Below are 12,474 nucleotides of genomic sequence, written 5' to 3'. Positions count from 1 at the left end.
GTAGGCATATGGCGGGGCGAGATCTTGGTAAACGGGAGCCTACGGAATCACTCAAATCTCATGCTGGGAAATTTGAATTATTGGATGCAACCTGATTGTCAAGTGAGAAAAACTGCAGAATCGAGTTACAGCGTTTTTCCAAACCTGTCGTTTTTATGGCCCAACATGTCGCTGAGAACCAGCCACCCAAGAGGCCCCGGACAAACGGAATTCTGGTCCTGGTTTGTCATAGAGAAAAATGCCCCTGACCACATCAAGGAAAAGTTACGACTTAATTACACCATGATGTTTGGCCCGGGTGGATTACTGGAGGGGGAAGATTCCGAAGCCTGGTCACAACAGTATACCGGCAGCAATATTGATTTTACGGATGATCGTACTTTTTACTACGGGCTGGGCCTGGGTGAAGCCGCTCCCCACCCGGAGCTTCCCGGATCAGTAGGCAACTGTTTTGATGAACATTATGCCCGGGAGTTCTACCTGCAGTGGCGCAATCGTCTAGAACAGGGGGAGAAATAACATGTCAACGATTAATCTTGAGCTGATCAGTCAGGTTGAGCAATTCTACTTCAGAGAAGCCCGGATGCTGGATAACCGACAGTACCAGCAATGGCTGGGGCTTCTGACAGAAGACATCATCTACAGAATACCTGGCCGCCACGCGGCATTTGCCGACCCTAAGAAAAAAGAGACTGAAGCTTTTCTGGATGTAGGGCAGGAACTGAGCCAGGGCCTGGACACCCCTCTCAGGGATGAGAACCTGTTGATTCTGTCAGTCCGGGTGATGAGAGCGTTTAAACAGAATTCCTGGACAGATAACCCTCCTGCAAGAACACGACGCTTTGTCAGTAATATCGAAGTGCTGCCTGATTCAAAGCCTGATGAGTTTAAGGTGTACAGTAATCTGATGCTTTCCTACAGCAGGCATCAGAAGGACAATTATCTCTATACCGCACAAAGAGAAGATCAACTGAGACTGGTCAATGGTGAAATGAAGATTGCCAGAAGGGAAGTCATTCTGGACTGGAATGTTATTACAGCACCGTCATTAAGCTTGTTTTTTTAAGAAACAACTCCAGCCATTGAAGCACTTTAATGGCTGGAGTTTAAAACGTATCAATAAGAAAGTATTCTTCCTTCAGAATGTTTCAACAGGTTTTCTCTTTATACTGCTGTTTCACATTCTTCATATTGATTTTCCAGCAAGCTATCCAGCATAAAATTCAATAAGCGATCCAGGTTGGTCTTGATATCATAACTTTCATCATTTAACCAATTAACTATCATGGCATTAATCATACCCACGGTTATTTCCGAACAGAAACCGATATTAAGGCCGGGCTTAATGTCGGCTTTGTTACTTTCATACAACGCTTGAAAGCACTCGTTCATAAAATTCAGTTGATTCGCACTCTGGGTTCTATTGTTCGATATATTAATGATCAGATAATCAACCATTTCCCTTTCAAGTCGATCTGCCTGAGCCATGTTATTCTGCATTTCACTGAAGATGTACTTCAACCCCTGCTGTAGCCCCTGACAATGCAAAAGAGCCCCTTCAACATTATTACGGGTTCTTAACAAAAGATCAGACTGACAGACCTGAATGAGTAGATCATGCCTTGAAGGGTAATAGTTATAAAATGTCTTCTTGGCAATATCCGCTCTCTCGCAGATATCTTCGATCGTGGTGCCTTCAATACCATTCAGCCTGATCAGCTCAACAGTTTCCTGACAGATTTTTTCTCTGACAGCTTGTTTTTTCCGCTCACGACGACCAATGGGTTGTGCAGTCAATGATAAAACCTCTTGATGTCTGCTTTTTCTGGTGTTTATCCAGGCTCAGTTCTTGAAGAATGTATATTGTGTTCAGAGATCATTAAGCTTGAAAATCAGGCATGATTGTATTGTCCTGAAATCTAATTATCTACGTTGAATCGAATTGTTTTGAAAGCCCCTGTCATCAAAAACCAGCTTCAACCTTAACGACTCATTAACAGCGCAATAAATAAATGATCACTGAACTTAACGCTGCACCTTGAATCCGTAAAACCTTGTTTTTACATAACTATTGTTACGTTTCTAAATTCACTCTTCATCCAGCACTTGCTTAACAAGCATCACAACTAGCCCGGAAATTTCATAGAATGTCGAATTAACCACTCAACTACTTCAGCAGACTCAAGGTGCCTGCATCCTCATACATCTTGTATGACATTCCGGGCTATAAAGACTAAAGACTCAATCTGCCCTGATCAATCACAGAACATCGGGCGGTGTCGGGTTAGTACAGTTAAGGATAGAGTCGGCTCTTTGTCTGAAGGCCGCTTTGGATTTTTCACTGGTGGGCGCAATCCAGAACTTGTCCTTACGAAGCTCCTGCAAGGCAAACTCTGCTACCTCTGACGGCTCGGTGGTTTCCAATGTTCGACCGTATTCAGCCATCATCGTTTTCATGTCATCCACTGACGATATCCCGGAATCGGGCTTATCCGGATCCATAGGCAGATCATCAGGGCGATTGCGCTCTGAGTTAAAAATGCCGCTGTTGACTACATGAGGGCCCGGAAACAGTGCGCTGACCTTGACCGGCGACTGAGACATCAGGCATTGGTAGTGTAAGTTTTCAGTAATTGCCTGAACCGCTGCCTTCGTTGCTGTGTAGATAGGAGTATTAGGCATCATGAGAAAAGCGCCATTACCGGAGCCTGTCACAACAAAATGAGCCTCTTCATTCTGTTCCACCAGCTTGGGCATAAACGCATTAATAGAATGAATAACGCCCCAGGTATTAACCCTGAACCCCCACTCCCAATCATTCACATCGTAATCCCACATCATTCCAGCTTCACCGGTACCCACTCCGGCATTGGCAAAAACCAGATGAATGGCACCGTAATTTTCCAGGGTCGCCTGCGCCAATGCTTTCATGGACTCACCGTCCGTCACATCCGCCTTCTGACCGAAGCATTCATGACCCGAAGCGGTAATCTCACTGATCACACTATCGAGCGCACCTACTTCAACATCCGAGACCACTACCTTGGCCCCTTCCCGGGCCAGAGCGATTGCCAAAGCACGCCCGACACCACTGGCGCCACCTGTTACCACCGCGACTTTGCCTTTAAAGTCTTTCATTCTTATTATTCTCCACAGCCTTTCCAAGTCCCTGATCCCAATTACTTCGATACCTACTGATCAAAGTCCATCAGGCGACCTTTTTCAAAATTGACTGGTCATCAGCAATCACCTGTACCGATTGAGTACTGGCTCCCAGAGTCTGAAGTATTCACAGAAATAAAGTATCCAGAGCCAATTATTTTACAACTGACTAATAAGACACTTGATTTAAAACTTACACCACTGTATAAATTTTCACAACGGTTACTTTCAAAGTTTGTTAACCCAATTCATCAACATGAGTTTCCTGATCAAAAGCGGGACAACTCATTACTACAAATAACAACAAGAATGATGCGGAGAACGAGTATGGAACTGGTAGAAGACGCGGTTGAAACAGTCAGTGTAGACATCCGCAAAATATCAGCAGACACACCTGAAGAAGCACTGCCTCCGATTGAGGAAGTCTACAACCCCCATTCCAAAGAGTACTGCGAAAACCCCATTCCTCAGTGCATGGAGCTGAAAAAACGAGGCCGACTGGTCTGGTACTCTCCCTGGCAGGCGTGGATCATGACCCAGATTCCAGACATCATGGAATGCTGGCGTACTGAATACCTTTCCTCTGACTTCTATGACTGGGAGTTCGCTCCTGGCCGCCCGCCTGAAGAGCAATGGACTAATTTTGAGCGAGCCATGATCGGCCATAGTCTGGTAGCCGACAAAGATCACCACCGTCTGATCAGAAAAGTCTCTTCCCCGGCATTCTCCAGAAATGTGGTCGATGCGATTCAGAAAAGAATCGAGCCAGATGTAATTAAACTGTTTGATGACGTAGGTGAACCCGAGAGCTTTGATTACATCGAGAAAATTTCCAATCACATTCCCTTCATCTCCATCACCCGAATGGTCGGAATCCCTGAAAAATACTGGGAAGATTTCAAGCCGGTTGTCACGACCTTCACAGAAGCCTGGAACGCCACCATTTCCGAAGAGCGTCGTGAAAAAGCCCGGGAAGACAGCAACCGTGCGATTGATATCATCCAACAAGTGATTGCTGAACGCCGGGAAGCCCCCCAACAGGATGACTTCCTCAGTGCCCTGATTCAGGTAGAGAAAGAGAACCCTGCCTTTCAGGAATGGGACATCATTACGCTGATTCTGGCCCTGATAGGTGCCGGTGCAGATACCACACTGGTCGCCCAGCAGTGGAGTGCTTACGCACTGCTGAAGCATAAAGATCAAGCCGTTGAAGCCCTGGAGTCACCTGAGTCCTTTGCCAAAGCATTTACCGAAATCATGCGCTGGGCTCAAAATTCAAAAATGGGATTTGCCCGGTACGCACAGGATGATATGGAAGTCCTTGGACAACAGGTTCGAAAAGGTCAGATGATTCTGATGATGCCTCACCTGAAAGACTACGATTCTGAGTATTTCGATGAGCCGGAGAAGTTTGATATCCACCGCAAATTTGATCCGGACGTACTGTTTGGCTATGGCCCCCGTTTCTGTATCGGCGCGGCATTGGCTCGAAGACAGCTTTACCTGACCATGTCAGAACTGTTCAAAAGATTTCCTGATGCTGAGCTGGCTTTTGAGCCGGAAAAAGATGAAACCGACCATAACTCGGTTGCTTTTAAAAAGTTGATCGTCAAAACCAATATCAATAAACCCTGATTAAAGCCCTGAGTTGTGAAAGCCATCAGTGGACAATAAAAATAAACAGCCTCAGGAACCTGTCGGACTTAAAACAATTTCGGCCTGAGTCCGACAGGCTCCTAGCTGACTGAAACAATTTTTCATCACGTCTGACAATAAACAACGATGAAGAATTTTTCATAATAGAAAGGACATGCGATGAACAAGCGATACAACAAACCCATTCCTTACGGTTGGTATTGTGTTGAACTTTCCAAAGACCTAAAGCCCGGTGATGTAAAGCCCCTGCAATATTTCGGTAAAGATCTGGTGCTGTTCAGAACGGAATCCGGTGAGGCCAAAGTTCTGGATGCCCACTGTCCTCATCTGGGCGCACATCTTGGCCATGGTGGTATCGTCAAAGGGGAATCAGTGAGCTGTCCCTTTCATGCCTGGGAGTTCGATGGAACCGGTATGCTGCAGGATATCCCTTATTCAAAGCGTATCCCGCCCAAGGTGAAAGACAAACCCTGTATTCGAAGCTACCCCGTTGAAGAGCGTAACGAGATGATCTGGGCCTGGTATCACCCAGAGCAGATTGAGCCCCTGTTTGAACTGGAAGTCATGGAAGAGTTTGGTCATCCGGACTGGACTGAGATTGACGTTTATGAGTGGACAATCAATTCCATTGTCCAGGAAACCGGAGAGAATGCAGCGGACCTGGCTCACTTTGTGACCGTTCATGACTCTCCCTTCTTACCGGATGGAAAAGTGACTTATGAAAAACATAAACGCATCACCATCATGGACAATGAAACGAATGTGATGGATGAAAACGGTGTTGTGGATCGTTCGGGTGACAACCTGGAACCTGCCCACCTCTATTCATTCAACAACGGCCCTGGCCAGACCGGTCAACGATTCACGAGGATGTTTGAGATTGTCATGATGGGCACGATCACACCCATCGATGATCAAAGCATTCATATGCGATTTGTGTTCTCCCTGCCCAAAGATCAAACCGATATGAACGTGCTCTATGCCCATGGTGTTCGAGACGAGATTGTTCACCAGGTGAATCAGGATATTCCTATCTGGGAGCACAAAATCTACAAGGAAAAACCTATTCTCTGTGAAGGTGATGGCCCCATAGGGCAATACCGTAAATGGTTCGAACAGTTCTACGCCAAGCCTGAAACACCGGCAATCCAGGAAAGAGAATACACCGAAAGAGAACGCCTGATCGTCAGCCAATAAGCTCTATACCCATTGGATTTCAAGTTGCTACTAGGCGGCAAGAGAGCGAAGTCCCGTGAGCCTACGAATAGTAGGTGATCGGGGTGAGCGAACGCTGACAACAACGTAGCAACTTGAAAGGCGATGGGAATAAAACAAAAAAAGAAGAGAGGAAAATACTATGAGTTCAGAATCACAAGGCCCACTGACCAACCCGGGTGAAATAGCCAACTGGCCCCTACTGAAAATCAAATACAACACGGATCCTGCTTGTATTGAAAAGCTGTTACCCCCGGGTATCACCCCCGGTAAAAACCCCACCGTCAATATCACCATCTACAACTTCCCGGTACTGAATGAACCTGAGTACGGTTACGTCATCAGTGTCGACGCTGATTATAACGGTACAGAAGGTGAATATACTCTTGCGATCGGCATTGATCAGGAAGCCGCAGTGTTCGGCAGTCAGGAACGTTGGGGCCAGCCCAAGTTTCCTGCCACCACCCAATACTATCGACTCATTGATCAGGTTACCGCCAAACTGACTCACCAGGGCTACACCTTCCTGGAGTTTTCAGGCAAAGCGACGGGTGCCGGAAATATTCCACCAGCGTCTGCGACCGCTGCTCCTGAAGAATTTGAAACCAATGAATGGTGGCTGAAATACGCCCGCTCTGTCGACGTGATGAGTACTGAGTTTGATTACCCTCCCCACGTCGTACAGGTATACAGTAAGTTCGGCACGGCTCATATCGAAGAGCTGGATTGTGAGCTGAAACTCAATGAGAGTCCCTGGGATCCTATTGCCACACTTCTGCCCATGAAGAGTCAAGCCAAGGCTCATCTTTGGACCCCTATCTTCCTCGATCGCAAGATCACACTGGCAGGGAAACTGGATGCCAACGCCTTCTTCCCTTATGCCGATACTATAGGCGGCTCAAGATGGCCAGGTGAAAGTGGCGGACCTAAAAAAACACTTTATAAGGAATAATTGGTCACCAGCCTGTCAGCCACTGGCAGGCTTTTTTATAGAACGGAATGCAAGCCTAAACTCCCACTCACTTCATATACTGCTATTTTTGGTGGTCTGTAATAACAGCAAGGCTCCTGGAAATGCAGTATTCCTCCAGACCTCTATGGATAGTCACTGTTTTGATTTTTCTGATGACACCCGTTGAGATCTTTGCTGACCAATGTCCTGTCTGTGAGTGCTATACCTCACCGTCTCCCGGGGAATGCAACAACAAAAGATGCATTCTTGGCAGTAATGACCCCGATGAGGCCGATTCCCGGGAACGTATCCGACAACGGGTTATGAGGGATTACAGAAAGAAATGGGCTAAATGGTTTGAAGGCATATTTAGCCAGGTAAGCAGTGTTCTACTCCCTATACCGGTGCGCAGCTGGGAATCAGATCTTGAAAAACTGAGAATTAAACTCCTTCCAGACCAATCCTGGACAGATGCCAGTATTGATATCAATCGTATGATCTATGAGCTGGAATACCAACAAGCAAATCCTGACATATACCCTGTTCCAGAAGTCCCTCAAGCTGAGAATACCCAGGTAACCGCGCCAGAATGGATCATCAGTATGCAGACTTGGTCAACCAATGGTGATCCGAATGAATGCCCCAACCTTGAAGAGACTGATAAATCGATGCAACGCAGTGGTTACATGGTCCAATTAATAAACCCGAACCAGGAACAGGATGTCATTGAGTTTGTCAAAGAGCTCTTGAAAGTCTGTAACCAGAAACTGCTATTAACGTACCGCTTTGGTATTGATGGAGAAGTTATAGATCAGAACTTTCTGATTGAAGTGGACAGTCAGGGGCAGATTTTTTCATTTTCGGATATCGAGGACCTGGAAGGCGTACAGCACTTTAACACCCCAGAAGATTTTGTAGCCGAGAGCATCGTTGACTTTGATCCTGATTCGGGTGACACAGTGACCATCCACGCCTACTTTCTCGATGATAGAAGAAGACGGAGAGACAACAGAGCCCCCGAGCCCGAATAACGGGTCGGGGACACGAAAGTTTATGCCTGACCAGGAATGACCGGAGCAGGACTGACCACATCAGCATTCTGACCACGATGACGCAGCAGATGATCCATCAGGGTGATAGCCATCATGGCCTCAGCAATAGGCACAGCACGGATACCGACACAAGGATCGTGACGACCTTTTGTGACGACTTCCACAGGCTCACCGTCCATATTGATGCTCTTGCCAGACGTTGTCATGCTGGAAGTGGGCTTCAGGGCAATGTGGGCAACAATATCCTGACCTGAGCTGATACCACCCAGAACACCACCGGCTGAATTAGACAGAAAACCTTCCGGTGTCATTTCATCGCGATGTTCCGTTCCTTTCTGGGCCACCGAGTCAAACCCGTCACCAATCTCAATACCTTTTACGGCATTGATGCTCATCAGGGAATGAGCCAGATCGGCATCCAGACGATCAAACACCGGCTCACCCAGACCTGGCATTACACCGGTTGCCATTACTGTGACTTTAGCGCCTGTCGAATTACCATCACGACGCAAGTCGTCGATCAGTTGTTCCATTGCTGGCACTTTATCGGCATCCGGGCAGAAGAAAGGGTTATTGCGAACTTCATTCCAATCGAGCTTGTCGATCGCAATATCACCCAGCTGAGAGAGATAGCCCTTAATCTCGATACCCTGACTTTCCAGGTATTTACGGGCAATAGCACCCGCAGCCACCCGCATAGCGGTTTCACGGGCAGAAGAACGGCCACCACCCCGATAGTCACGAAAACCGTATTTGTGAGCGTAGGTGTAGTCAGCATGGCCAGGACGGAAACGATCCATGATATTGGAATAATCCTTGGAGCGCTGATCCACATTTTCGATTAACAGGCCAATTGGTGTACCCGTGGTTTTACCTTCAAAGACGCCAGACAGAATCTTGACCTGATCCGGTTCACGACGCTGTGTCGTGTATTTGGAGGTACCCGGCTTGCGCAGATCCAGATCTTTCTGAAGGTCTGCTTCGGTCAGAGCAATACCCGGAGGGCAGCCATCCACTATACATCCCAGGGCTATACCATGGGATTCACCAAAGGTGGTTACCTTGAACAGTTGGCCTATGCTGTTGCCTGCCATTTTGATTTCCCCCCTCTGACGGTTGTCCGTCGATCGTTCCGTCAGAAATTCAATGCTTTAGTGTGAGCCTTTAATCAAGAAAAGGCTTCAGTCATTCATGGCTGTTTAAGCCTGTTTTTAAACAGAGGCTGATACTGACGGCAGTTCTCGGCATCCAGAACCAGGATGCCATGCCCACCGGCTTCAAACTCTGGCCATATAAAGGGTACTTCCGAATACTCGTCTCTCAGAGCCCAGTGGCTGTTACCCACTTCCAGAACCAGCAACCCTTGTTCATCCAGAAAGTCTGCAGCTCGAGCCAGAATAATACGGGCCATATCCAGACCATCTTCTCCGGCGGCCAGCCCCAGTTCAGGCTCATGCCCGAATTCATCCGGGAAATCGGCCATATCCTCAGCATCCACATAAGGTGGATTGCTGACAATCAGCTGATACTTCGGTTTTTCCGGCCCAAGATCAATCGCTTCAAACAGATCCGAACGGATGGTTTGAACACGCCCCCAGAGTTCCTGACTGTCAATATTGATGCCCGCCACTTCAAGAGCATCTTCTGAAATATCCAGCAGATCAACACTGGCTTGTGGAAACTCATTAGCCATAGCGATACCGATACAGCCAGAACCCGTGCAGAGATCCATGACCCTTTCTACCCGGACATCACCCAGCCAGGGTTGGAACTGTTGTTGAACCAGCTCAGCAATGGGTGAACGAGGTACCAGAACCCGCTCATCCACATAATAAGGTTGACCACAGAACCAGGCCTGGTTGACCAGGTAAGCCAATGGCTTGCGTTCTGCAATTCTGCGCTCGATCAATTGGGCTACTCTCTCCTGCTCATTCAGGGAAAGTCGGCAGTTCATATAGGATTCTGGCAGCTCCCAGGGCAGCTGAAGCACCTGGAATACCAGATGGAAGGCTTCGTCCAGTGCATTATCACTGCCATGTCCGAAAAACAGCCCGGCTTCATTAAACCGGGACGCAGCCCAGCGAATAAAGTCCCGGATACTGACCAGACCTTCATATGGCCTGACGACACCATAGCGCTTGCCGGAAGGCATCTCATTGATTTCAGCCACTCTCTCTCCTCAGGGAGCACAATCTGGATCTCCCCTGCAAAACTGCCATACGGTAGCATAATCAGCCATTGGCAAAGAACCATTTTTTCGCCCACTTTTTCACCAAAAGCCGCTATGATCAGCCTGTCACCAGTATTGTCAGACCACAATACAGGGTAGAATGTCGCCATTTCAGGTACTGGAATCGGTCGGACTTATGCTTTCGAACATAACTCCGATAGATTCTTTTCCTGCAAGATCTGTTTAGAGATGAGCCCAGTGGAATGACCGAAGACGATAAAAACGACCAGGAAGGCCTGTTTAAAGAGGCCATGATGGACGTGCGGCCATTAAAGAAAGCCAATCGCTCCGCTGAGCTCAAAAAACCGGCTGCCAAAGTTCCGGACAGTACCCTCAGAGCCCGTCGACGGGCCGCCCAGATGGAAGACAAACCCGGTGGTGCAGCGCTTTCAGAAGCCTGGGTGGAACCTGTTGATCCGGAACAGAAGCTGGATTACAACCAGCCCGGTATTCAACATACTCGCATGCGACAGTTGCGCCAGGGACTGTTGCCGATTCAGTATCAACTGGACCTGCATGGCTATAAGATTGATGAAGCCCGGGACCTGCTCTCGGAGTTTTTATTGTTCTGTCGTAATGAAGGTATGTCCTGCGTGCGAATTATTCATGGAAAGTCTCACCGCAGCACCAACCGGCAGAATACATTGAAAAGTCATGTCAATCACTGGCTTCGCCAGCTTCCGGAAGTACTGGCATTTTGTTCAGCACCTCCTTCAGAAGGCGGCACGGGTTCGGTTCTGGTTCTGCTGAAAAGAAAGAGCTAACCGCCCTTTTCTATAGATTCAGCGCCCTCCTTCCAGAGCCTGCAACCTGGATCGACGATGCTCCAGTCGATCCAGTTGCTGTTCTGAAACGACGGTTGAAAGCTCTTCCATCATGGCATCCATCTCCTGTTGCAACGACTCTCTGGAACCGGCAAAGATCGTCTGAACTTTTTCACCATAACGATGGATAATCGGATCCACCTTTTTTTTCTGCCGGGCAGAAGGCTCCAGCACACTCTCTATTTGCTGAACAAAGCCGTCTTTGTGAGTGAACTGTCTGGCTGCCTGTACTTTGTCTCTAACGACCACACCAACGGCTAAAGCCCCCAACAGGCATCCGATCATCAGAGTGGCAAGCAATATCAACAGAGGTTTAGCTTTGTTGCTTTTTATCAGAATGCCTCTGTCAGACACTTCCGGCTCATGACGGTGTGACATGAAATTCTCCTTTAAAGCGCTATCATCATTTCGGGTGAAATGGCCTGAATACCCAGAGCCGCTTCCAGAATACTGCCGGTACCCGGATCTACCGGGATGATCAGGTTATACGCCATGAAACAAACAACAAAGGCAAAAACCGGCAAACTGACCCGATAAAAAAGAGGCGTTAAATCTCTGGAAAATCCGCTCCAGAAATCTTCCTGAGCTTCCTTCCCCAGCCTTGCCATCACCCGCGCAGAAAAGCCTTCTGACAGAGAGCCAAAAGGTTCACCCGAGAGCAACTGCTGCAAAGATTTATCCTGATCCGGCCTGTGTTCCTGTTTACTCGTCATACATAAAATCCCTCAACGCCTCGGCCAGTTGTTTTTTGGCCCGGGCCAATCTGGAAAGTACCGTTCCTTGTGGCAGATTCAGTATTTCTGCCGTGTCGTCCGTGCTATAGCCCAACACCAGTCGCAACATGGCAACCGAACGATACTGAGGCTTAAGCCTGCGAAAACTGTTACGAATAGCCTGTTGCTTTTCCCATTGCTGAGTATTTTGCTGGCCATTCGATAACCCTTCCAGAGATTCACTGTCGGTGTTTCGAAACCATTCCAGCCATTTTTTTCTTTTCCTCAGGGTATCAATCGCCAGATTCATGGCAATCCGGGTGATCCAGGCTTTCAGACTGGCATCCCCCTTAAAGGAAGCCAGGGAGTGGTAGAGCCGAATCATGGTTTCCTGAGCCACATCTTCAGCTTCCGTTGCATCACCCAGCATGCCGATAATGATGGTCATGACCATACCCTGATACTCGATTCTGCAGTTTTTAGCGTTTGACGAAGGAAGATTCTTGTGGACTGCGGAACCAGTCTACTACTGTGACTCCTGTACCAAGCCTGGCGAGGTACAATCAACATCACAGCAGCAGGCTGGCAGTGTAACATGGCCCTTGAATACATCACCGTCAAGTGTCGCCTGTGTTGATCCGTTCACTTTCTGTTGTCACCGAATTTCTCG

The 12,474-nt window shown here is 47.9% G+C and carries 14 protein-coding genes; 7 read left to right on the top strand and 7 right to left on the bottom strand.

All coding sequences use genetic code 11. From position 1 onward, the window contains the following. The first annotated feature begins 60 nt into the window (after nt 1-60). Both ACR2PX_RS04325 and ACR2PX_RS04320 read left to right on the top strand, forming a co-directional pair. Nucleotides 61-519, top strand: coding sequence for an SRPBCC family protein (locus ACR2PX_RS04325; protein WP_433998136.1), 459 nt, complete (start codon nt 61-63; stop codon nt 517-519). Nucleotide 520: 1 nt separating this feature from the next. After that, nucleotides 521-1,066: an aromatic-ring-hydroxylating dioxygenase subunit beta gene (locus ACR2PX_RS04320; RefSeq protein ID WP_433998135.1), complete on the top strand. Its 546-nt coding sequence runs from the start codon at nt 521-523 to the stop codon at nt 1,064-1,066. Between the two features lie 98 nt (nt 1,067-1,164). Here the strand turns inward: ACR2PX_RS04320 and ACR2PX_RS04315 are convergent, their stop codons facing one another. Together ACR2PX_RS04315 and ACR2PX_RS04310 are read right to left on the bottom strand one after the other, a co-directional pair. After that, nucleotides 1,165-1,797 (bottom strand): TetR/AcrR family transcriptional regulator, encoded by a 633-nt coding sequence (locus tag ACR2PX_RS04315; protein ID WP_433998134.1) that lies wholly within the window; start codon nt 1,795-1,797, stop codon nt 1,165-1,167. Between the two features lie 462 nt (nt 1,798-2,259). Beyond that, nucleotides 2,260-3,138, bottom strand: a complete 879-nt coding sequence (locus tag ACR2PX_RS04310) for an SDR family NAD(P)-dependent oxidoreductase (protein ID WP_433998133.1) — start codon at nt 3,136-3,138, stop codon at nt 2,260-2,262. A gap of 351 nt (nt 3,139-3,489) precedes the next feature. On the opposite strand from ACR2PX_RS04310, the gene ACR2PX_RS04305 reads away from it, so the two are divergent. From ACR2PX_RS04305 to ACR2PX_RS04290, 4 genes are all read left to right on the top strand, one after another. Beyond that, the gene (locus ACR2PX_RS04305) at nt 3,490-4,797 is read left to right on the top strand and encodes a cytochrome P450 (protein ID WP_433998132.1); all 1,308 of its coding nucleotides are present in this window, start codon (nt 3,490-3,492) and stop codon (nt 4,795-4,797) included. A 180-nt stretch (nt 4,798-4,977) separates the two neighbouring features. Continuing rightward, entirely contained in the window at nt 4,978-6,015 is a 1,038-nt protein-coding gene (locus tag ACR2PX_RS04300; RefSeq protein WP_433998131.1) for a Rieske 2Fe-2S domain-containing protein, read from the top strand. A gap of 160 nt (nt 6,016-6,175) precedes the next feature. Continuing rightward, nucleotides 6,176-6,985: an acetoacetate decarboxylase family protein gene (locus ACR2PX_RS04295; RefSeq protein WP_433998130.1), complete on the top strand. Its 810-nt coding sequence runs from the start codon at nt 6,176-6,178 to the stop codon at nt 6,983-6,985. A gap of 122 nt (nt 6,986-7,107) precedes the next feature. Then, the gene (locus ACR2PX_RS04290; RefSeq protein ID WP_433998129.1) at nt 7,108-8,016 is read left to right on the top strand and encodes a hypothetical protein; all 909 of its coding nucleotides are present in this window, start codon (nt 7,108-7,110) and stop codon (nt 8,014-8,016) included. A 20-nt stretch (nt 8,017-8,036) separates the two neighbouring features. Here ACR2PX_RS04290 and aroC read toward each other — a convergent pair whose 3' ends face one another. Both aroC and prmB read right to left on the bottom strand, forming a co-directional pair. Beyond that, on the bottom strand, nt 8,037-9,131 hold the full coding sequence (gene aroC, locus ACR2PX_RS04285) for a chorismate synthase (protein ID WP_433998128.1): 1,095 nt from the start codon (nt 9,129-9,131) through the stop codon (nt 8,037-8,039). Nucleotides 9,132-9,226: 95 nt separating this feature from the next. Continuing rightward, on the bottom strand, nt 9,227-10,207 hold the full coding sequence (gene prmB, locus ACR2PX_RS04280; RefSeq protein WP_433998127.1) for a 50S ribosomal protein L3 N(5)-glutamine methyltransferase: 981 nt from the start codon (nt 10,205-10,207) through the stop codon (nt 9,227-9,229). Nucleotides 10,208-10,470: 263 nt separating this feature from the next. Between prmB and ACR2PX_RS04275 the strand changes: the two genes are divergently transcribed. Continuing rightward, on the top strand, nt 10,471-11,031 hold the full coding sequence (locus ACR2PX_RS04275) for a Smr/MutS family protein (protein WP_433998126.1): 561 nt from the start codon (nt 10,471-10,473) through the stop codon (nt 11,029-11,031). Nucleotides 11,032-11,049: 18 nt separating this feature from the next. Here ACR2PX_RS04275 and ACR2PX_RS04270 read toward each other — a convergent pair whose 3' ends face one another. From ACR2PX_RS04270 to ACR2PX_RS04260, 3 genes are read right to left on the bottom strand one after another with little or no spacing between them, the layout of a single operon-like run. Beyond that, a complete protein-coding gene (locus tag ACR2PX_RS04270) occupies nt 11,050-11,469 on the bottom strand; it encodes a hypothetical protein (protein ID WP_433998125.1) in 420 nt (139 codons plus the stop codon). Nucleotides 11,470-11,480: 11 nt separating this feature from the next. Then, nucleotides 11,481-11,804 (bottom strand): hypothetical protein, encoded by a 324-nt coding sequence (locus ACR2PX_RS04265; protein WP_433998124.1) that lies wholly within the window; start codon nt 11,802-11,804, stop codon nt 11,481-11,483. Continuing rightward, entirely contained in the window at nt 11,794-12,258 is a 465-nt protein-coding gene (locus ACR2PX_RS04260; RefSeq protein ID WP_433998123.1) for an RNA polymerase sigma factor, read from the bottom strand. The genes ACR2PX_RS04265 and ACR2PX_RS04260 overlap by 11 nt, the downstream gene beginning before the upstream one ends. Between the last annotated feature and the right edge of the window lie 216 nt (nt 12,259-12,474).

Origin of the sequence: Endozoicomonas sp., assembly GCF_051008435.1 — a bacterium.
Taxonomy (GTDB): Bacteria; Pseudomonadota; Gammaproteobacteria; order Pseudomonadales; family Endozoicomonadaceae; genus Endozoicomonas_A.
The sequence above is the reverse complement of the archived record's forward strand: the minus strand, read 5'-3'. Positions and strand labels throughout refer to the sequence as shown.

Coding starts and splice junctions, on each gene's coding strand:
- ACR2PX_RS04265 (WP_433998124.1), bottom strand. CDS start 11,804: ATGACGAGTAAACAGGAACACAGGCCGGATCAGGATAAATCTTTGCAG.
- ACR2PX_RS04305 (WP_433998132.1), top strand. CDS start 3,490: ATGGAACTGGTAGAAGACGCGGTTGAAACAGTCAGTGTAGACATCCGC.
- ACR2PX_RS04320 (WP_433998135.1), top strand. CDS start 521: ATGTCAACGATTAATCTTGAGCTGATCAGTCAGGTTGAGCAATTCTAC.
- ACR2PX_RS04260 (WP_433998123.1), bottom strand. CDS start 12,258: ATGGTCATGACCATCATTATCGGCATGCTGGGTGATGCAACGGAAGCT.
- ACR2PX_RS04270 (WP_433998125.1), bottom strand. CDS start 11,469: ATGTCACACCGTCATGAGCCGGAAGTGTCTGACAGAGGCATTCTGATA.
- ACR2PX_RS04325 (WP_433998136.1), top strand. CDS start 61: ATGCTGGGAAATTTGAATTATTGGATGCAACCTGATTGTCAAGTGAGA.
- ACR2PX_RS04275 (WP_433998126.1), top strand. CDS start 10,471: ATGACCGAAGACGATAAAAACGACCAGGAAGGCCTGTTTAAAGAGGCC.
- ACR2PX_RS04295 (WP_433998130.1), top strand. CDS start 6,176: ATGAGTTCAGAATCACAAGGCCCACTGACCAACCCGGGTGAAATAGCC.
- ACR2PX_RS04290 (WP_433998129.1), top strand. CDS start 7,108: ATGCAGTATTCCTCCAGACCTCTATGGATAGTCACTGTTTTGATTTTT.
- aroC (WP_433998128.1), bottom strand. CDS start 9,131: ATGGCAGGCAACAGCATAGGCCAACTGTTCAAGGTAACCACCTTTGGT.
- ACR2PX_RS04300 (WP_433998131.1), top strand. CDS start 4,978: ATGAACAAGCGATACAACAAACCCATTCCTTACGGTTGGTATTGTGTT.
- ACR2PX_RS04310 (WP_433998133.1), bottom strand. CDS start 3,138: ATGAAAGACTTTAAAGGCAAAGTCGCGGTGGTAACAGGTGGCGCCAGT.